Origin of the sequence: Pseudomonas sp. Bout1, from assembly GCF_034314165.1 — a bacterium.
GTDB lineage: Bacteria > Pseudomonadota > Gammaproteobacteria > Pseudomonadales > Pseudomonadaceae > Aquipseudomonas.
Genome location: NZ_JAVIWK010000001.1, coordinates 5,545,225 through 5,562,192, shown reverse-complemented (window position 1 = coordinate 5,562,192; position 16,968 = coordinate 5,545,225). Strand labels below are relative to the sequence as shown.

The following is a 16,968-nucleotide window of genomic DNA, read 5'->3' as shown; positions in this document are numbered from 1 at the left end:
ACCGAATTTGCGGCCCAGGGTCGATCAGTGCGGCAGGCCAGGGGTTTATACTCCGGCGCTTGGCTATTCATATGCCACCTCAAAGGTTTGAAGGTTGATTCATGCGTAACGATGCTAACGACGACTTTGACAACGTTCCCAGCCTGCGGGCTGACACCTCGGACGACGATGATTTTGAGCCTACCGCGGCCACGTCCGTGCGCTCGCGGCCAGCGCCTGCGGTCAAGGTCAAGAGCGCCAGCACCGGGCCGTTGTGGGCATTGGTCGGCGCGCTGCTGTTTGCCTTTGCCGGCCTTGCCTGGTGGAGCTTCCAGCAAATCTCCCTGATGGGCCAGCAACTGGTCGCGACCCAGGAAAGCTTCGCGCGCATCAGTGAGGAAGCGGCGGGGCGCCTGCAGGACATTTCCGGCAAGGTGGTGGCAAGCGAAGCCAGTGTGAATAACGGCAGCGAAGCCCTGAAGCTTCAGATCAAGCAGTTGGAAACCCAATTGCTGGAGCAGGGCAAGCAGCAACTGGGCGTGGCCGGCCAGGCGACGGACCTGGATAAACGCCTTGAGCAAATGACCGCCAGCACCGCCCAACTGTCCGGCGCAAACGCGCAACTGCAAGGCCAGGTGCAGGCACTGACCGATGCCGTGGCAACCCTCAAGTCCCGCGACACCGAGTTCAAGGAACTGTCTGCCGACGTCGCTGCCCTGAAAAAACAGGGCAACCCCACTGCTGCCATCGCCCGCCTGGAGCAGGACCTTGTGGTGCTCAAGAGCGAGCAGGATAGCCGCCCGGCGGCCTCCGACGGCCCGTCCAACAAGGAGTTCGACGTGTTCCGCATCCAGACCACGCGCAACGTCACCACCTTGCAAAGCCAGGTGCAGAACTTGCAGCAGCAGATCAACCAGCCACGGCCGTAAGCCCGTCCTGTAGGAGCAAGCTTGCTCGCGAAGGTCGTTAACGATGACGTGTTTATTCTGAATAAACGGGTTGTTTTGCCGTTCTTCGCGAGCAAGCTCGGCTCCTACACAGGAAGAGGCACAATCAATGTCACCATCTGGTGACATTTCCCACCTCCTTCGTTACTTGCCCTCGCCCCGCCCTTGTTTAGACTCCGGGCATCCCGCACATAATAAAAAGGGCTAATCATGACCACGCAACCACTGCCTGCCAGTAGTTGGCTGAACGCACCTGCCCATCACGCCTGGCTTGCCACTGAAGGCCAGCGCCTGCTGGCCTTCGCCAAGGCTTCCAGGCTGCCTGAAGGCTTCGGCAATCTCGACGATCGCGGTGTCTTGCCGCCTGATGCCGTCGCCGAAACCATGAACACCGCCCGCATGACCCACAGCTTCGCCATGGCCCACGGCCTGGGTTTGCCCGGTTACGCCGAGTTGGTAGAGCACGGGGTTGCCGCCCTCAGCGGCCCGCTGCGCGATGCCCAGCACGGCGGCTGGTTTGCCACGCCCGGTGCTCGCGATGGCAACACCGGCAAGGCCGCCTACCTGCATGCCTTCGTGGCCCTGGCGGCCAGCTCTGCGGTAGTGGCTGGCGCTCCCGGCGCGCAAACCCTACTTAACGACGCGACCCACATCATCGACCAGTATTTCTGGAGCGAAGAGGAGGGCGCGATGCTCGAATCCTTTGCCCAGGACTGGAGTGGCGTGGAGGCTTATCGCGGCGCCAACAGCAACATGCACGCCACCGAAGCGTTCCTGGCCCTGGCCGATGTGACTGGTGAAACCCGCTGGCTGGACCGCGCACTGCGCATCGTCGAGCGCGTGATCCATCGCCATGCGGCGCAAAACCAGTACAGCGTCATCGAGCATTTCGACAGCCATTGGCAACCCTTGCGCGGTTACAACGAAGACAACCCGGCCGACGGCTTTCGCCCCTACGGCATCACCCCTGGCCACGGCTTCGAATGGGCGCGGCTGGTACTGCACCTTGAAGCGGCGCGGCTGGACGCCGGGCTTGTCACGCCTGACTGGCTGGTGACCGACGCCAAGGGCCTGTTTGCCAGTGCCTGCGAATACGCCTGGTCCGTCGACGGCGCCCCGGGCATTGTCTACACCCTCGACTGGAGCCAGCGCCCCGTGGTGCGCGAGCGTCTGCACTGGACTCATTGCGAAGCCAGCGCCGCTGCCCAGGCGCTGCTCAAACGCACGGGCGAGCTGCATTACGAAACCTGGTACCGGCGCTTCTGGGAGTTCTGTGAAAACCATTTCATCGACCGCACCCACGGCAGCTGGCACCACGAACTGAGCCCGAAAAACCAGCCCAGCAGCAAGATCTGGGGTGGCAAACCGGACCTGTACCACGCCTGGCAGTCTGTATTGCTGCCGGGTCTGCCCTTGTCACCGAGCATGGCCAGTGCCGTGGCCACCGGACGTTATGTCACCAAGTGGTGACATTTTGGCGTCCCTTTGTTACCTGCACCTGAAAAATCCCTGTTTAAACTCGTTTGCAGCGCAAGCACCGACTTGCATGCATAACAACAAGAAAAAAGGTACTCAGATGAAAGCGATCAGTCGCCTCGCCGTAGCTATTTCCGTTGCCTCGTTGTTTCCCCTCAATGCTTTTGCCGCCGACTCGAAAGGGACGGTTGAAGTTGTGCATTGGTGGACCTCGGGTGGCGAGAAAGCGGCAGTAGATGTCCTGAAGGCTCAAGTAGAAAAAGACGGCTTCACCTGGAAAGACGGTGCCGTCGCCGGCGGTGGTGGTTCGACTGCCATGACCGTACTGAAAAGCCGCGCCGTTGCTGGCAACCCGCCAGGCATGGCCCAGATCAAAGGCCCCGACATCCAGGAATGGGCGTCCACCGGGCTGCTCGATACCGACGTCCTGAAGGAACCCGCCAAACAAGAGAAGTGGGACACCCTGCTGGACAAGAAAGTCTCCGATACCGTGAAGTACGAAGGTGATTACGTCGCCGTGCCGGTGAACATCCACCGCGTCAACTGGCTGTGGATCAACCCGGAAGTCTTCAAGAAAGCCGGCATCGAAAAACCGCCTACCACCCTCGAAGAATTCTACGCCGCTGGCGACAAGCTGAAAAAAGCCGGCTTCATTGCGCTCGCCCACGGTGGCCAGCCTTGGCAGGACAGCACCGTCTTCGAAGCAGTCGTGCTCTCGGTCATGGGGGCTGACGGTTACAAGAAAGCCCTGGTCGACCTGGACGAAAAAGCCCTGACCGGCCCAGAAATGATCAAGTCCCTGACCGAGCTGAAGAAAGTCGCGACCTACATGGACGTCGACGGCAAAGGCCAGGACTGGAACCTGGAAGCGGCCAAAGTCATCAACGGCAAGGCCGGCATGCAGATCATGGGTGACTGGGCCAAGAGTGAATGGACCGCCGCCAAGAAAGTCGCCGGCAAAGACTACGAGTGCGTAGCCTTCCCGGGCACCGACAAGGCGTTCACCTACAACATCGACTCCCTCGCCGTGTTCAAGCAGAAAGACAAAGGCACTGCTGCTGGCCAGCAGGACATCGCCAAAGTCGTGTTGAGCGAAAACTTCCAGAAAGTCTTCAGCATCAACAAAGGCTCGATCCCTGTTCGGGTCGACATGCTGGCAGACATGGGCAAGTACGGTTTCGACTCCTGCGCCCAGACCGCAGCCAAGGACTTCCTGGCTGACGCCAAGACCGGCGGCCTGCAACCAAGCATGGCGCACAACATGGCCACTACCCTGGCCGTGCAAGGCGCGTTCTTTGACGTTGTCACCAACTACATCAACAACCCGAATGCTGATCCTGCAACCACCGCGAAGCAACTGTACAGCGCGGTCAAGTCGGCCAAGTAACGGTTAGTACTGAATGGCCTTGTGGGGGGACCCCTAACCCCTGCAAGGCATGTTCCTGTAGTCCTATTTCCCTGTACTGGATTTTCCCATGAGTTCTGTTGCTGTGTTCAGCAAAGCCTCGCCGTTCGATGCACTGCAGCGCTGGCTACCCAAACTGGTGCTGGCGCCGAGCATGTTCATCGTTCTGGTGGGCTTCTATGGCTACATCCTGTGGACGTTCGTGCTGTCGTTCACTAACTCGACTTTCTTGCCGACCTACAAGTTCGTAGGCCTGGCTCAATATGCGCGCTTGTTCGACAACGACCGCTGGTGGGTCGCGAGCAAGAACCTGGCGGTGTTCGGTGGCATGTTCATCGGCATCACGTTGGTGATCGGCGTGACCCTGGCGATTTTCCTCGACCAGAAAATCCGTCGTGAAGGCTTTATCCGCACCATTTACCTGTACCCGATGGCGCTCTCGATGATCGTCACCGGTACCGCCTGGAAATGGCTGCTCAACCCGGGCATGGGTCTGGACAAATTGCTGCGTGACTGGGGCTGGGAAGGCTTTCGCCTGGACTGGCTGATCGACCCGGACCGTGTGGTGTATTGCCTGGTGATCGCCGCTGTGTGGCAAGCCTCGGGCTTCATCATGGCGATGTTCCTTGCCGGCCTGCGCGGTGTTGACCAATCGATCATCCGTGCGGCGCAGATCGACGGCGCGAGCATGCCGCGCATCTACTGGAAAGTGGTGCTGCCAAGCCTGCGTCCGGTGTTCTTCAGTGCGGTGATGATTCTGGCGCACATCGCGATCAAGAGTTTCGACCTGGTGGCGGCCATGACCGCGGGTGGTCCGGGTTACTCCTCCGACCTGCCGGCGATGTTCATGTATTCGTTCACCTTCAGCCGTGGCCAGATGGGCATGGGTTCGGCCAGTGCGATTCTGATGCTCGGTGCGATTCTCGCAATCATCGTGCCTTACCTGTACTCCGAGCTAAGGACCAAGCGTAATGACTAGTCTCGCCGGCAAACCTGCCATCAGCCTGAGCCGCATCGCGATCTACGCGGTGCTGATCCTCGCTGTCCTGCTGTACCTGGTGCCGTTGGTGGTCATGTTGCTGACCAGCTTCAAGACCCCGGAAGACATCAGCACCGGCAACCTGTTGAGTTGGCCCACCGTGGTCACCGGCATCGGCTGGGTGAAAGCCTGGGCCACGGTTGACGGTTACTTCTGGAACTCGATCAAGATCACCGTGCCGGCCGTACTCATCTCCACCGCCATCGGTGCGTTGAACGGCTACGTGCTGTCGATGTGGCGTTTTCGCGGTTCGCAGTTGTTCTTCGGCCTGTTGCTGTTCGGCTGCTTCCTGCCGTTCCAGACCGTGCTGCTGCCAGCCTCGTTCACCCTCGGCAAGATGGGCCTGGCCAGCACCACCACGGGCCTGGTGTTCGTGCACATCGTCTACGGGCTGGCGTTTACTACACTGTTCTTCCGTAACTACTACGTGAGCATTCCCGATGCACTGGTGAAAGCGGCACGCCTGGATGGCGCGGGGTTCTTCACGATCTTCCGCCTGATCATCCTGCCGATGTCGACACCGATCATCATGGTGTGCCTGATCTGGCAGTTCACGCAGATCTGGAACGACTTCCTGTTCGGCGTGGTGTTCTCCAGCGGTGATTCGCAGCCCATTACAGTGGCGCTGAACAACCTGGTCAACACCAGCACCGGGGTCAAGGAATATAACGTTGATATGGCGGCGGCGATGATCGCCGGGCTGCCGACCCTGCTGGTCTATGTGGTCGCAGGCAAGTATTTCGTGCGCGGCCTGACGGCCGGCGCGGTCAAGGGGTAATCATGGCAACGCTTGAACTTCGTAACGTAAACAAGACCTACGGTGCCGGCCTGCCGGACACCTTGAAGAACATCGAACTGTCGATCAAGGAAGGTGAGTTCCTGATCCTGGTCGGGCCTTCGGGTTGCGGCAAATCGACCTTGATGAACTGCATCGCGGGCCTGGAAAACATCACCGGCGGCGCGATCATGATCGGTGACCAGGACGTCAGCGGCATGAGCCCCAAGGATCGCGACATCGCCATGGTGTTCCAGTCCTACGCGCTGTACCCGACCATGAGCGTGCGCGAGAACATCGAGTTCGGCCTGAAGATTCGCAAGATGCCCCAGGCGGCGATCGATGAAGAAGTGGCGCGCGTGGCCAAGCTGCTGCAGATCGAGCACCTGCTCAATCGCAAGCCGGGCCAGCTCTCCGGCGGCCAGCAACAGCGTGTGGCCATGGGCCGTGCGCTGGCGCGCCGGCCGAAGATCTACCTGTTCGACGAACCGCTGTCCAACCTCGACGCCAAGCTGCGGGTCGAGATGCGTACCGAAATGAAACTGATGCACCAGCGTCTGAAAACCACCACCGTCTACGTCACCCACGATCAGATCGAAGCGATGACCCTGGGCGACAAAGTGGCGGTGATGAAGGACGGCATCATCCAGCAGTTCGGCACGCCGAAAGAGATCTACAACGACCCGGCCAACCTGTTTGTGGCAAGCTTTATCGGTTCGCCGCCGATGAACTTCATTCCACTGCGCCTGCAACGCAAGGACGGCCGCCTGGTGGCGTTGCTGGACAGCGGCCAGGCACGCTGTGAATTGCCGCTGAACATGACCGATGCCGGCCTTGAAGACCGCGAAGTGATCCTGGGCCTGCGCCCGGAGCAGATCGTGCTGGCCGCCGCCGAAGCCACCGGCGCGCCGACCATTCGGGCCGAGGTGCAAGTCACCGAGCCGACCGGCCCGGACACTCTGGTGTTTGTGCAAATCAATGAAACCAAGGTCTGCTGCCGCCTGGCGCCCGATGTGGCGCCGCAAGTGGGCGAGACCCTGACCTTGCAGTTCGACCCGGCCAAGGTGTTGCTGTTCGACGCCAAGACCGGCGAGCGCCTGGGCACTGCCACTTCGTTGCCCGCACAGGACCGTGCCGACAACGTTGCTCAATTCAAGGGACGCTGAAGATTCAAATGATGTGTAGGGGCTTTTGTGGGAGTGCTCTCCCACAAAGAAGTAAACCGCGTTAGATAAAAACAGTTAATAACAATAAAGACGAGGATGTAGGGATGAAAAAGCAACACAACAACACCCGGCTGATCTGCCAACTGTCAGCAGCAGCAGCCCTGGTACTGTCCGCCAATGCGATGGCGGACGACGCATTCAGCGCCGATTCCAAATGGATGACCGGTGATTGGGGCGGCGAGCGTACCAAGCTGATCGAGCAAGGTATCGACATCAAGGCGGATTACGTCGGTGAAGTCGGTGGCAACCTCAGCGGTGGCTACAACAACGACAAGACTGCCCGTTACGCCGACCAATTCGGTCTGGGCGTGGCACTGGACCTGCAAAAGCTGTGGGGCTGGGATAACACCCAGGCCAAGATCCAGTTGACCAATCGTAATGGTGCGAACATCTCCAACGACCGTATCGGTGACCCGCGTGCCGGCACCTTGAGTTCGTCTCAAGAAGTCGACGGCCGAGGCCACATGGTGCGTCTGACCCAGTTCTGGATCCAGCACCAGATGTTCGACAACAAGCTGGATGTGAAACTCGGTTACTTCGGTGAAGGCGAAGACTTCAACACCTTCCCGTGCGACTTCCAGAACCTGTCGTTCTGTGGCTCGCAGGTCGGTAACTATGTAAACACCTGGTACAACTGGCCCGTCAGCCAGGCGGCTATCCGCGTGAAGTACAACATCACGCCTGAGCTGTATGCGCAAATCGGTGCGTACAACCAGAACCCGTCGCAACTGGAGCACGGCAACGGCTTCAAACTCAGCGGCAGCGGCACCAAGGGCACCGTATTGCCGGTGGAATTGGTCTGGTCGCCTAAGGTCAATGGCCTGCCGGGCGAATACCGTGTGGGTTACTACAAGAGCACCGCCGACGCTACCGACGTACGTGAAGACGTTAACGGTAACGATGCTGGCACCACGGGCGCAGCCTTCCGCGTTCGCAGCAGCAAAAGCGGTTACTGGGGCGTTTTGCAACAGCAACTCACCACGCACAATGGCGACGCTACCCGCGGCTTGAACATCGCGGCCAACGTGACCTTCCACGACAAAGACACCAACCTGGTCGACAACTACCAGTCGTTGATGCTTGTGTATAAAGGCCCATTCGACGCCCGTGCAAAAGATGACGTGGGCATCGGTGTGTCCCGTATCCACGCCAACAGTGACGTGAAGAAAAACGCTGAGTTGCTCAACGCGGCTGGCGGTTTCACCGATTACGACCAATCGGGCTACGCACCACTGCGTAACACCGAATACAACGTCGAACTCAACTACGGCTTCCACGTTACCAACTGGCTGACTGTGCGTCCTAACCTGCAATACATCGCCAACCCAGGTGGTGTTAAGCAAGTCGACAACGCGGTAGTAGCGGGCCTGAAAATTCAGTCTACGTTCTAACGCTGTTGCGATAAGCTCCTTCTCTCTGTGCGCATTTTGCGGATAGCCATGGCTATCCGCTTTTTTTTGTGTGGGAGCTGGCTTGCCTGCGATGCGAGCCCCGCGGTGTTTCTGGCACACCGAGGCGATGCCATCGCAGGCAAGCCAGCTCCTGCAAAGTTATTCAGGACCGTGGCACATGCATGAGCATCCGCTGCAACGCTTTTTCAAATCCCTGCGCGAGCGGCCTGTATTCGCCTGGGAGCGCTTTCAGATGCGCGATGTGCTGGTGATCGATCATCCGCTGTGCCAGGCGGTGTTCAGTCGCCAGGGTGCGCAACTGCTGCACTTCCAGCCCACGGGCCAGAAACCCTGGCTGTGGTGCGCGGCCAAGTGGCCGCAGGTCGGCGCCATTCGTGGCGGCGTGCCGGTGTGTTGGCCATGGTATGGCCGCCATCCCAGCGAAAACGCCTGGCCGTCCCATGGTTGGGCGCGGCTGATCGACTGGAAACTGCTCGACAGCAGCACCGACGACGACGGCGTGCGTTTGCACTGGCAATTGAAGCTATGCGATTGGCAAGTGGACCTGCATGCACACCTGGGGGAAACCCTGGAACTGCGCCTGGCCACCGAGCATCAGGACGAACTGCCGTGCCAGCTCAGTCATGCTTTGCACGCCTACTGGCGGATTGGCAACGTGGGTGAGATAGCGCTGTCTGGGCTGGACGGGGCGCAAGGTTACGACCAGCTCAATCGCCAGGCTTGCCAGCAGGAAGGTGAATTGCGGGTCGATGGCGGCTGCCAGCGGGTGTTCCAGCACGACGGTGAATTGCACCTTAAAGACCATGCCTGGCAGCGCGAGCTGTGCATCGACACTGGCGACAGCGCCGACACGGTGGTGTGGCACCCGGGAAGCCGGCCGCTGCTGGGGGTGAGTTTCAACGAGGCTTCGGGGTTTGTGTGCGTGGAGTCGGCGATGGCCGGGGCGAGTTTGGCGCCGGGGGAACGGGCGCATTTGAGTTTGCAGGCGCGGGCCGGGATTTAGCGGTATGGCAATGGCTTTTTGTGGTGAGGGGGCTTGTCCCCCGTTGGGCTGCGCAGCAGCCCCAGTAAGATCGATGCGATCTTTCAGACAGATTTAGATGGCTGATTTTGGGGCCGCTGCGCGGCCCAGCGCGGGGCAAGCCCGCTCACCACAGAGGCCGGCACAGTCGCTGTAGATTCCGAACTAGTTGAGCTCGTCCCCAACCGGGTACCGGCTGTCGTTCAAGCTCTCCTTGATCTTGCGCAAATGCGGCTGGAAATCCACCCCGCGGCGCAAGGTCATACCGGTGGCCAGCACATCCAGTACGGTCAACTGAATGATCCGCGAGGTCATCGGCATGTAGATGTCGGTGTCTTCCGGCAGCGGAATGTTCAGGCTCACAGTACTGACCTTGGCCAGCGGTGAGTTCTCGGCGGTCACACCCAGTACCGACGCGCCATTTTCCCGCGCGATACGCGCCACTTCCACCAACTCACGGGTACGCCCGGTGTAGGAAATGATCACGAACAACTCCCCGGTATGCGCCACCGAGGCGATCATCCGTTGCATCAGCACATCGGCATGCGCCGTGACCGACAGGTTGAAACGGAAAAACTTGTGCAGCGCGTCCATGGCCACCGGCGCCGAAGCCCCCAAGCCAAAGAAGTGGATCTGCCGGGCCTGGATCAGCAGGTCGACGGCCTTGCTGATCAGGTTCGGGTCCAGGGCCTGGCAGGCGCTGTCGAGGGAGGCGATGGCGCTGCCAAAAATCTTCTGGGTGTAGGCCTCAGGGTTATCATCGGCCTCCACCGCACGGCTGACGTACGCCGCGCCACTGGCCAGGCTTTGCGCCAGCTGCAATTTAAGTTCAGGGTAACCGCTCACGCCGAACGAGCGGCAGAAGCGGTTCACGGTAGGTTCGCTGACCGAAGCGGCCTGGGCGAGGGCGGCGATAGAGAAGCGGGTCGCCTGCTGCGGGTTGAGCAGGATGACCTCGGCGACTTTACGTTCAGCCTTGTTCAGTTCTTCGAGGCGTTTCTGGATCTGTTCCAGTAGATTTCGCACGCGGTCCATTCATGTTTCCTTAGGGCGACGATGCAAATAAGGGTCGTCAACCAATCGACGAGCGGCCCTTTGCGGTGGCCTATCCTACTGAGGGTAGTTGAACACCACCACTCGGAATACGTTTTTCGGGAAAATGTTGTGGTTATTACTACATTTTTCCTTGAGTGATGCCTTAAAAAAAGGTATTTGTAGCTTAACTTGATAAAAGAACAAACATCATGCCTTCGATAACCGTAGAACCCTGCACCTTTGCCCTGTTTGGCGCCTTGGGTGATCTGGCGCTGCGCAAGTTATTTCCTGCCCTCTATCAACTCGATGGCGCGGGCCTCCTGCACGAAGACACGCGCATCCTGGCTCTGGCCCGTGAGGCCGGTTCCGAACAACAGCACCTGGCCCACATCGAAAAAGAATTGCGCAGCTACGTTGGCAAGGAACTCGACGAAACCGTCGCCCAGCGTTTCCTGGCCCGCCTGACGTACCTGCACGTCGACTTCCTGAAGGCCGACGATTACGTCGCCCTGGCGGAAAAAGCCGGCACCGTGCAACGCCTGATTGCCTACTTCGCCACGCCGGCGGCGGTGTACGGGGCGATCTGCGAGAACCTGTCCAAGGTCGGTCTTGCGGAAAACACCCGGGTTGTCCTGGAAAAACCCATCGGCTCGGACCTGGATTCCTCGCGCAAGGTCAACGACGCCGTGGCGCAGTTTTTCCCGGAAAACCGCACTTACCGCATCGACCACTACTTGGGCAAAGAAACCGTCCAGAACCTGATCGCCCTGCGTTTTGCCAACAGCCTGTTTGAAACCCAGTGGAACCAGAACTACATCTCCCACGTGGAAATCACCGTGGCCGAGCAGGTAGGCATCGAAGGTCGCTGGGGCTATTTCGACAAGGCCGGGCAACTGCGCGACATGATCCAGAACCACCTGCTGCAGCTGCTGTGCCTGATCGCCATGGACCCGCCGGCCGACCTGTCTGCCGACAGTATCCGTGACGAGAAGGTCAAGGTGCTCAAGGCCCTGGCGCCCATCAGCCCGGACGGCCTGACCACCCAGGTTGTGCGCGGCCAATATATTGCGGGCTACAGCGCCGGCAAGCCGGTGCCGGGTTACCTGGAAGAAGAGAACTCCAACACCCAGAGCGACACCGAAACCTTCGTCGCCCTGCGTGCCGACATTCGTAACTGGCGTTGGGCCGGGGTGCCGTTCTACCTGCGTACGGGCAAGCGCATGCCGCAAAAGCTGTCGCAGATCGTCATCCACTTCAAGGAACCGTCCCACTACATCTTCGCCCCCGAGCAGCGTTTGCAGATCAGCAACAAACTGATCATTCGCCTGCAGCCGGACGAAGGTATTTCCTTGCGCGTGATGACCAAGGAGCAGGGCCTGGACAAGGGCATGCAACTGCGCAGCGGCCCGCTGCAACTGAATTTTTCCGACACTTATCGCAGCGCACGGATTCCCGATGCCTACGAGCGGTTGTTGCTGGAAGTAATGCGTGGCAACCAGAACCTGTTTGTGCGCAAAGATGAAATCGAAGCCGCGTGGAAGTGGTGTGACCAGCTGATTGCCGGGTGGAAAAAATCCGGTGATGCGCCCAAGCCGTACGCGGCGGGGTCCTGGGGGCCGATGAGCTCGATTGCACTGATCACGCGGGACGGGAGGTCTTGGTATGGCGATATCTGATTTGAAACTGCCTCAGGGCGTGACGGCCCATGAGTACCGCAACCCGGTGCTGCTGGCCGATGGCTTGGCCAACGACGTGGCAGAACAACTGCGCACGGCCATCAGTGCCCGCGGTGAAGCGACCCTGGTAGTGTCCGGTGGGCGCAGCCCGGTGGCGTTCTTCCAGAACCTTGCCCAGCAAGGCCTGGACTGGTCCAAGGTGACCATCACCCTGGCCGACGAGCGCTGGGTGCCGGTGGAACATGCCGACAGCAATGCCGGCCTGCTGAAAAAGTATTTGCTGCAAGGCCCGGCGGCCAAGGCGAAGTTTTTGAGCCTGTACAGCGTTGCCGCCACCCTTGACCAGGCGGCCGAGCAGGCCGATCGCCTGCTGGCTGAGTTGCCGGCGATTGACGTGCTGGTATTGGGCATGGGCGACGACGGCCACACCGCGTCGCTGTTCCCCAACAGCCCGAACCTGGCTGACGCCTTGAAGCCGGATGGCAGCCGTCGTTGCTGGCCGATGCTGGCGCCGACCGTGCCGCACCAGCGCCTGACCATGAGTCGCGCGTTGTTGGCCACCGCCCACTACACCGTACTGTCGATTTCCGGCAGTTCGAAATTGACCACCTTGAGCGCCGCGCTGGCCAGTGACGACGTTGCTGCCATGCCGATACGCGCGTTTTTGCAACCTACTTTAGAGATTTACTGGTGCCCATGAGCCAAGGATCAGCCGCGATGAACAGCCCTCAACCTACCGTTTCCATGGCGGACAAAGTTGCCTTGATCGACAGCCTCTGCGCAAAAGCGCGGATCCTGCCGGTGATCACCATTGCCCGTGAACAGGACATTCTGCCCCTGGCTGATGCCTTGGCTGCCGGTGGTTTGACCGCACTGGAAGTGACGCTGCGTTCGCAGTTCGGCCTCAAGGCCATCCAGGTGTTGCGTGAGCAGCGTCCGGAGCTGTGTACCGGTGCTGGTACTGTGCTGGATCGCCAGATGCTCGAAGCGGCCGAAGTGGCTGGTTCGCAATTTATTGTCACCCCTGGGATCACCCGTGATCTGCTGGAGGCGTCGGTACACAGCTCGATTCCGCTGTTGCCTGGTATCAGCAATGCGTCCGGGATCATGGAGGGTTATGGCCTGGGTTATCGGCGCTTCAAGCTGTTTCCGGCGGAGGTCAGTGGGGGTGTGGCGGCCATTAAAGCCTTGGGCGGGCCGTTTGGCGAAGTGAAATTCTGCCCGACTGGTGGTGTTGGTCCGGCCAACATCAAGAGCTACATGGCCTTGAAGAATGTGATGTGCGTGGGCGGTAGCTGGATGCTGGACCCGGAGTGGGTCAAGAACGGCGACTGGGCGCGTATCCAGGAAACCACCGCCGAGGCGCTGGCTCTGCTGGACTGATTGGATTTAGCGAATCGTTGTTGCTGTGTTCTACGGCATTTTTGCGGTGCACTTGGTCGGTGTGCCGCTTTTTTTTGCCTGTTGGAAAGGGTTCAGGTTTTTAGGGGGGCACGCGTTTTTGGGGGGGCTGAGTACATATCCGTTATTTAGGTAACGGCCACCTAGGGTTCCGCTCTTACAGCGGGTCACTTTTGAAAAGCGCAAAAGTAACCAAAACGCTCTGCCCCGCCTGTCGGCACCTCGCCTAGGCTCGGTGTGCCCTCACTCCGGCAATGCTCCGCGGGCCGCCGCGACGGCCCGTCCCTGGCCCGTCGCGGCTAAACCGGCGTCCTGCCGGTTTACCCGCTCCTCAATCCCTGCGTTCGGCCTCGGGCTGAATGGGGCAGTCAGATCAAGATCAACAGCAAGATCAAGGGCACGGCGGCCTGAAAGCCGACCTGAGTGTTAAAAGCCAGATCAAGATCTGTAGGAGCTGGCTTGCCGGCGATGCAGGCGACTCGGTTTCTCAGACACCCCGAGGTGATGCCATCGCAGGCAAGCCAGCTCCTACATTTGAACCGTGCCGGCCTTTGATTCTGCTGTTGCTTTTAACACTCAAGCCGGCCTGTAGGCCGCTGTGTTCTTGATCTGCTTGTGATTTTGATCTTAGGCGCCCCGTCAACCACGCTGGCCGAACGCAGGCTTTGGAGCGTGGGTAACCCGGCAGGACGCCGGGTTAGCCGTCCTGGGCCAGGGATGGCCCATGACGGCGGCCCACGCTCCAAAGCCGGAGTGAGGGCACACCGAGCCTAGGCGAGGTGCCGAGTGGTGGGGCAAGAGCCTTTTGGTTACTTTTGGGCTCCTTTCAAAAGTGACCCGCCGTAAGGGCGGAACCCATACAAGCCATCACCCAAACAACGGATATACACGCTCTAACAATGTCTAGTTAGCACTCAGTTCAGTGATGGCTTTGATTAGCACATGAATGTCCGCCGCTGACGTCAAAAACCCCGGCGTCACCCGGATACAACTGCCAAACGAAGCCCCGCTGCGGGTCGTGGTAAACAGGTCATGTTCCTTGAGCAACCGATCCGCCATCACCTGCTGATCCGGCTGATCAGTGAACTTGAACGAGGTGATCGCGCAGTACAGCCGTGGGTCATCCGGCGTCAGCACTTCAATGCCGGGTAACCGCCGCACCTCACTCACCCACAAATCCCGCAGGTAATTGAGCCGCGCACCCTTGGCCTTCGAGCCCCCCAACAACCGATGCTCTTCAAACACCAGCGGCAAGGTCATCAGCGCCGGGAAATTCGGCGTGCTGTACGGCGTACGAGCGCGCACATCGGTAACCGGGTAGTGAAACTCACCCATGTCCGGATCAATGTCCGCCAGGCGCTGCGGGTCGATATAGATAAAGCCCAGGGTCAACGGCGCCCCAATCCACTTGTGCAGGTTGAAGCCGGCAAACGCGATGCCCATCTGCGCCAGGTTGAAGTCGATCTGCCCCAGCGCATGCGCGCCATCGAGGATCACGTCAATCCCGTGTTCCCTGGCAGCGCCGGCAATCGCCTCCACCGGCATCACCAACCCGGTGCGGTGGGTCACGTAGGTCAACGCCAGCAGTTTCAGACGCGGGTAACGCACGAACGCATCGCGATACGTCTGCACAAGGCTGTCGAAACTGGCCGGGTGTTCGTGGGCAATTTCTATCACCTCCACCCCACGATTCTGCGCCAGCCAACGCATGGCACCCTTGACGGTGTCGTACTCCAGGTCGCTGATCAGCACCTGGTCGCCCGGCTGCAAGCGGTTGTAGTTGCGGATCAACGATTGCAACGCATCCGAGGCGCAGCGGGTAAGGGCGACAGCTTCGGGATCAGCGTCCAGCAATTGTGCCAACTGGTTACGAATCTCGAGGTTTTCGCCCTGCTCGAAACGCTGGCGCACGTAGATCGAGTTGCTGCGATTGATGAAGGCTATGTTGTCCTGATATTGCTCCAGTACCGCGCGGCTCATACGCCCGAAGTAACCGTTTTCGAGGTTGATCGGGCCGGGTTCCAGGTCATAGCGCTGGGCGATTTCATGCCAGTGTTGTTCGTCGCGGGTACTGTCCATGTGCGTGCTCTATTAATGACGAGGGGCGGGCTTGCCGTGTTTGGCGCGTAGGGGTTCCAGCAGTTCGGACAAACCGTTGTGGTCGATTTCCTGCATCAGGGCCAGTAACCCACCCAATTCGCCGTGGGGGAAACCTTCACGGGCGAACCAGTTCAGGTAGGGGCCAGGCAGGTCGGCAATGATCCGGCCCTTGTACTTGCCGAAGGGCATCTCGCGGGTGATCAGCAATTCAAGTTTTTCAGGATTCATCGGCGCTTCAGGTGTTTGAGTGATGCCTTGGAAAATACAGGCATTCTGCATGGAGGCCAAATGACAGATCATGCAAATAAAGCGGATACAGTTTTTTGCCTGATATTTAACTTGTTGAAATATAAGGATTAACTGATTTTTCAAAAGCTGGCACGGGCGCTGCAATTACTAATGCACGTTTCTTAACCCGCGAAGGAATTGAAAAATGACTGACATCAACAAAGAATCGATCTCCGTACTCAATGACCTGATCGAAACCAGCAAAGACGGCCAGGAAGGCTTCAAGACCTGCGCAGAAGACATCAAGCATCCAGAACTCAAAGCCCTGTTTGCCAAACGCTCCGTTGATTGCGCCACCGCCGCTGCTGAACTGCAGACCGCCGTGAAAGCCCTGGGTGGCGATCCGGAAAAATCCGGCAGCGTCGCCGGCGCCCTGCACCGTGGTTGGGTTGACGTGAAATCGATGGTCACCGGCAAGGACGAAGAAGCGGTGCTGAACGAAGCCGAGCGCGGTGAAGACCACGCACTGAAGGCTTATAAAGAAGCGATCGAGAAGATCAACAAGCACAACCTCCTGGGCATTCGTGACCTGGTAGAGCGCCAGTTCCACGGCGCGCAACGTAACCACGACCAGGTGAAAGCCCTGCGTAACCAGGCCCGCGCTCAGTCTTGAGCCCCGCCTGAATAAAAAAGCCCCGCCGATGCGGGGCTTTTTCATGCGCGTTGGTTCAGCCGATGCTGATGGCCGGCAACTCGGTCAGGGTTACGGTCTGCTGCTTGCGCGGCGCGAGGATCTCGGCTTCACCGTCCACCACCAACTCATCGCGCTGGTTGAACACACGGGTGGCGATGCGCACCCGAAACTTGGGCAGCTTCTCCAGGATTTCCAGACGCACGGTCAGGGTGTCGCCGATTTTTACCGGCTTCTGAAAGGTCATTTGCTGGCCGATGTAGATCGTGCCGGGCCCAGGCAGCTCGCACGCGACTGCCGCGCTGATCAGGGCGCCGCTGAACATGCCGTGGGCAATGCGCTCCTTGAACATGGTCGCCTTGGCGAATTCGGCGTCCAGGTGCACCGGGTTGTGGTCGCCGGACATCGCCGCGAACAGCTGGATATCGCGCTCTTCAACGGTCTTGCTGAAGCTGGCGGTCTGGCCGACTTCGAGGGCTTCGTAAGGCGTGTTGGTAACCTGGGTCATCAGATGGTGCATCCTGTGGCTAATCGATAATCTTAATATATTGATTTTA

The 16,968-nt window shown here is 59.4% G+C and carries 16 protein-coding genes; 12 read left to right on the top strand and 4 right to left on the bottom strand.

The features are described 5' to 3' along the window. The first annotated feature begins 101 nt into the window (after positions 1–101). The 8 genes from RGV33_RS25750 (at position 102) to RGV33_RS25715 (ending at position 9,262) form a co-directional block, all read left to right on the top strand. A complete protein-coding gene (locus RGV33_RS25750) occupies positions 102–908 on the top strand; it encodes an ATPase (protein ID WP_322147065.1) in 807 nt (268 codons plus the stop codon). A gap of 228 nt (positions 909–1,136) precedes the next feature. Continuing rightward, complete coding sequence (locus RGV33_RS25745) at positions 1,137–2,396, top strand: AGE family epimerase/isomerase (RefSeq protein WP_322147063.1); 1,260 nt, start codon at positions 1,137–1,139, stop codon at positions 2,394–2,396. Positions 2,397–2,502: 106 nt separating this feature from the next. After that, positions 2,503–3,789 carry an ABC transporter substrate-binding protein gene (locus RGV33_RS25740; protein WP_322147061.1) on the top strand — a complete coding sequence of 429 codons (1,287 nt, stop codon included), beginning with the start codon at positions 2,503–2,505 and terminating at the stop codon, positions 3,787–3,789. 88 nt (positions 3,790–3,877) lie between these two features. Then, the gene (locus tag RGV33_RS25735; protein ID WP_010169866.1) at positions 3,878–4,786 is read left to right on the top strand and encodes a carbohydrate ABC transporter permease; all 909 of its coding nucleotides are present in this window, start codon (positions 3,878–3,880) and stop codon (positions 4,784–4,786) included. Further along, the gene (locus RGV33_RS25730) at positions 4,779–5,624 is read left to right on the top strand and encodes a carbohydrate ABC transporter permease (protein ID WP_088426457.1); all 846 of its coding nucleotides are present in this window, start codon (positions 4,779–4,781) and stop codon (positions 5,622–5,624) included. Before RGV33_RS25735 ends, RGV33_RS25730 begins: the two co-directional genes overlap by 8 nt. Before the next feature lie 2 nt (positions 5,625–5,626). Continuing rightward, the gene (locus RGV33_RS25725) at positions 5,627–6,787 is read left to right on the top strand and encodes a sn-glycerol-3-phosphate ABC transporter ATP-binding protein UgpC (protein ID WP_322147060.1); all 1,161 of its coding nucleotides are present in this window, start codon (positions 5,627–5,629) and stop codon (positions 6,785–6,787) included. A 104-nt stretch (positions 6,788–6,891) separates the two neighbouring features. After that, positions 6,892–8,238, top strand: coding sequence for a carbohydrate porin (locus RGV33_RS25720; RefSeq protein WP_322147059.1), 1,347 nt, complete (start codon positions 6,892–6,894; stop codon positions 8,236–8,238). Positions 8,239–8,416: 178 nt separating this feature from the next. Then, positions 8,417–9,262 (top strand): D-hexose-6-phosphate mutarotase, encoded by an 846-nt coding sequence (locus RGV33_RS25715; RefSeq protein WP_322147058.1) that lies wholly within the window; start codon positions 8,417–8,419, stop codon positions 9,260–9,262. 183 nt (positions 9,263–9,445) lie between these two features. Here the strand turns inward: RGV33_RS25715 and RGV33_RS25710 are convergent, their stop codons facing one another. Next, a complete protein-coding gene (locus RGV33_RS25710; protein ID WP_176438791.1) occupies positions 9,446–10,306 on the bottom strand; it encodes a MurR/RpiR family transcriptional regulator in 861 nt (286 codons plus the stop codon). Between the two features lie 218 nt (positions 10,307–10,524). On the opposite strand from RGV33_RS25710, the gene zwf reads away from it, so the two are divergent. The 3 genes from zwf to RGV33_RS25695 are packed head-to-tail and all read left to right on the top strand — an operon-like array spanning position 10,525 to position 13,374. Continuing rightward, positions 10,525–11,991, top strand: a complete 1,467-nt coding sequence (zwf, locus tag RGV33_RS25705; RefSeq protein ID WP_322147057.1) for a glucose-6-phosphate dehydrogenase — start codon at positions 10,525–10,527, stop codon at positions 11,989–11,991. Next, positions 11,978–12,691, top strand: coding sequence for a 6-phosphogluconolactonase (pgl, locus tag RGV33_RS25700; RefSeq protein WP_322147056.1), 714 nt, complete (start codon positions 11,978–11,980; stop codon positions 12,689–12,691). Before zwf ends, pgl begins: the two co-directional genes overlap by 14 nt. A 17-nt stretch (positions 12,692–12,708) precedes the next feature. Further along, positions 12,709–13,374 (top strand): bifunctional 4-hydroxy-2-oxoglutarate aldolase/2-dehydro-3-deoxy-phosphogluconate aldolase, encoded by a 666-nt coding sequence (locus RGV33_RS25695; protein WP_076015855.1) that lies wholly within the window; start codon positions 12,709–12,711, stop codon positions 13,372–13,374. 921 nt (positions 13,375–14,295) lie between these two features. On the opposite strand, the gene RGV33_RS25690 is transcribed toward RGV33_RS25695, so the two are convergent. Both RGV33_RS25690 and RGV33_RS25685 read right to left on the bottom strand, forming a co-directional pair. After that, entirely contained in the window at positions 14,296–15,471 is a 1,176-nt protein-coding gene (locus RGV33_RS25690; RefSeq protein WP_322147055.1) for an aminotransferase class V-fold PLP-dependent enzyme, read from the bottom strand. 12 nt (positions 15,472–15,483) lie between these two features. After that, entirely contained in the window at positions 15,484–15,720 is a 237-nt protein-coding gene (locus tag RGV33_RS25685; RefSeq protein ID WP_003213031.1) for a DUF3820 family protein, read from the bottom strand. Between the two features lie 205 nt (positions 15,721–15,925). On the opposite strand from RGV33_RS25685, the gene RGV33_RS25680 reads away from it, so the two are divergent. Then, the gene (locus RGV33_RS25680; RefSeq protein ID WP_076015853.1) at positions 15,926–16,393 is read left to right on the top strand and encodes a ferritin-like domain-containing protein; all 468 of its coding nucleotides are present in this window, start codon (positions 15,926–15,928) and stop codon (positions 16,391–16,393) included. A gap of 55 nt (positions 16,394–16,448) precedes the next feature. On the opposite strand, the gene RGV33_RS25675 is transcribed toward RGV33_RS25680, so the two are convergent. Next, a complete protein-coding gene (locus RGV33_RS25675; RefSeq protein WP_322147051.1) occupies positions 16,449–16,919 on the bottom strand; it encodes a MaoC family dehydratase in 471 nt (156 codons plus the stop codon). Positions 16,920–16,968: the final 49 nt, after the last annotated feature.

Excerpts from the sequence above, each read along its gene's own strand:
- RGV33_RS25750 (WP_322147065.1), top strand. The coding sequence starts at position 102 with ATGCGTAACGATGCTAACGACGACTTTGACAACGTTCCCAGCCTGCGG.
- RGV33_RS25745 (WP_322147063.1), top strand. The coding sequence starts at position 1,137 with ATGACCACGCAACCACTGCCTGCCAGTAGTTGGCTGAACGCACCTGCC.
- RGV33_RS25740 (WP_322147061.1), top strand. The coding sequence starts at position 2,503 with ATGAAAGCGATCAGTCGCCTCGCCGTAGCTATTTCCGTTGCCTCGTTG.
- RGV33_RS25735 (WP_010169866.1), top strand. The coding sequence starts at position 3,878 with ATGAGTTCTGTTGCTGTGTTCAGCAAAGCCTCGCCGTTCGATGCACTG.
- RGV33_RS25730 (WP_088426457.1), top strand. The coding sequence starts at position 4,779 with ATGACTAGTCTCGCCGGCAAACCTGCCATCAGCCTGAGCCGCATCGCG.
- RGV33_RS25725 (WP_322147060.1), top strand. The coding sequence starts at position 5,627 with ATGGCAACGCTTGAACTTCGTAACGTAAACAAGACCTACGGTGCCGGC.
- RGV33_RS25720 (WP_322147059.1), top strand. The coding sequence starts at position 6,892 with ATGAAAAAGCAACACAACAACACCCGGCTGATCTGCCAACTGTCAGCA.
- RGV33_RS25715 (WP_322147058.1), top strand. The coding sequence starts at position 8,417 with ATGCATGAGCATCCGCTGCAACGCTTTTTCAAATCCCTGCGCGAGCGG.
- zwf (WP_322147057.1), top strand. The coding sequence starts at position 10,525 with ATGCCTTCGATAACCGTAGAACCCTGCACCTTTGCCCTGTTTGGCGCC.
- pgl (WP_322147056.1), top strand. The coding sequence starts at position 11,978 with ATGGCGATATCTGATTTGAAACTGCCTCAGGGCGTGACGGCCCATGAG.
- RGV33_RS25695 (WP_076015855.1), top strand. The coding sequence starts at position 12,709 with ATGAACAGCCCTCAACCTACCGTTTCCATGGCGGACAAAGTTGCCTTG.
- RGV33_RS25690 (WP_322147055.1), bottom strand. The coding sequence starts at position 15,471 with ATGGACAGTACCCGCGACGAACAACACTGGCATGAAATCGCCCAGCGC.
- RGV33_RS25685 (WP_003213031.1), bottom strand. The coding sequence starts at position 15,720 with ATGAATCCTGAAAAACTTGAATTGCTGATCACCCGCGAGATGCCCTTC.
- RGV33_RS25680 (WP_076015853.1), top strand. The coding sequence starts at position 15,926 with ATGACTGACATCAACAAAGAATCGATCTCCGTACTCAATGACCTGATC.
- RGV33_RS25675 (WP_322147051.1), bottom strand. The coding sequence starts at position 16,919 with ATGACCCAGGTTACCAACACGCCTTACGAAGCCCTCGAAGTCGGCCAG.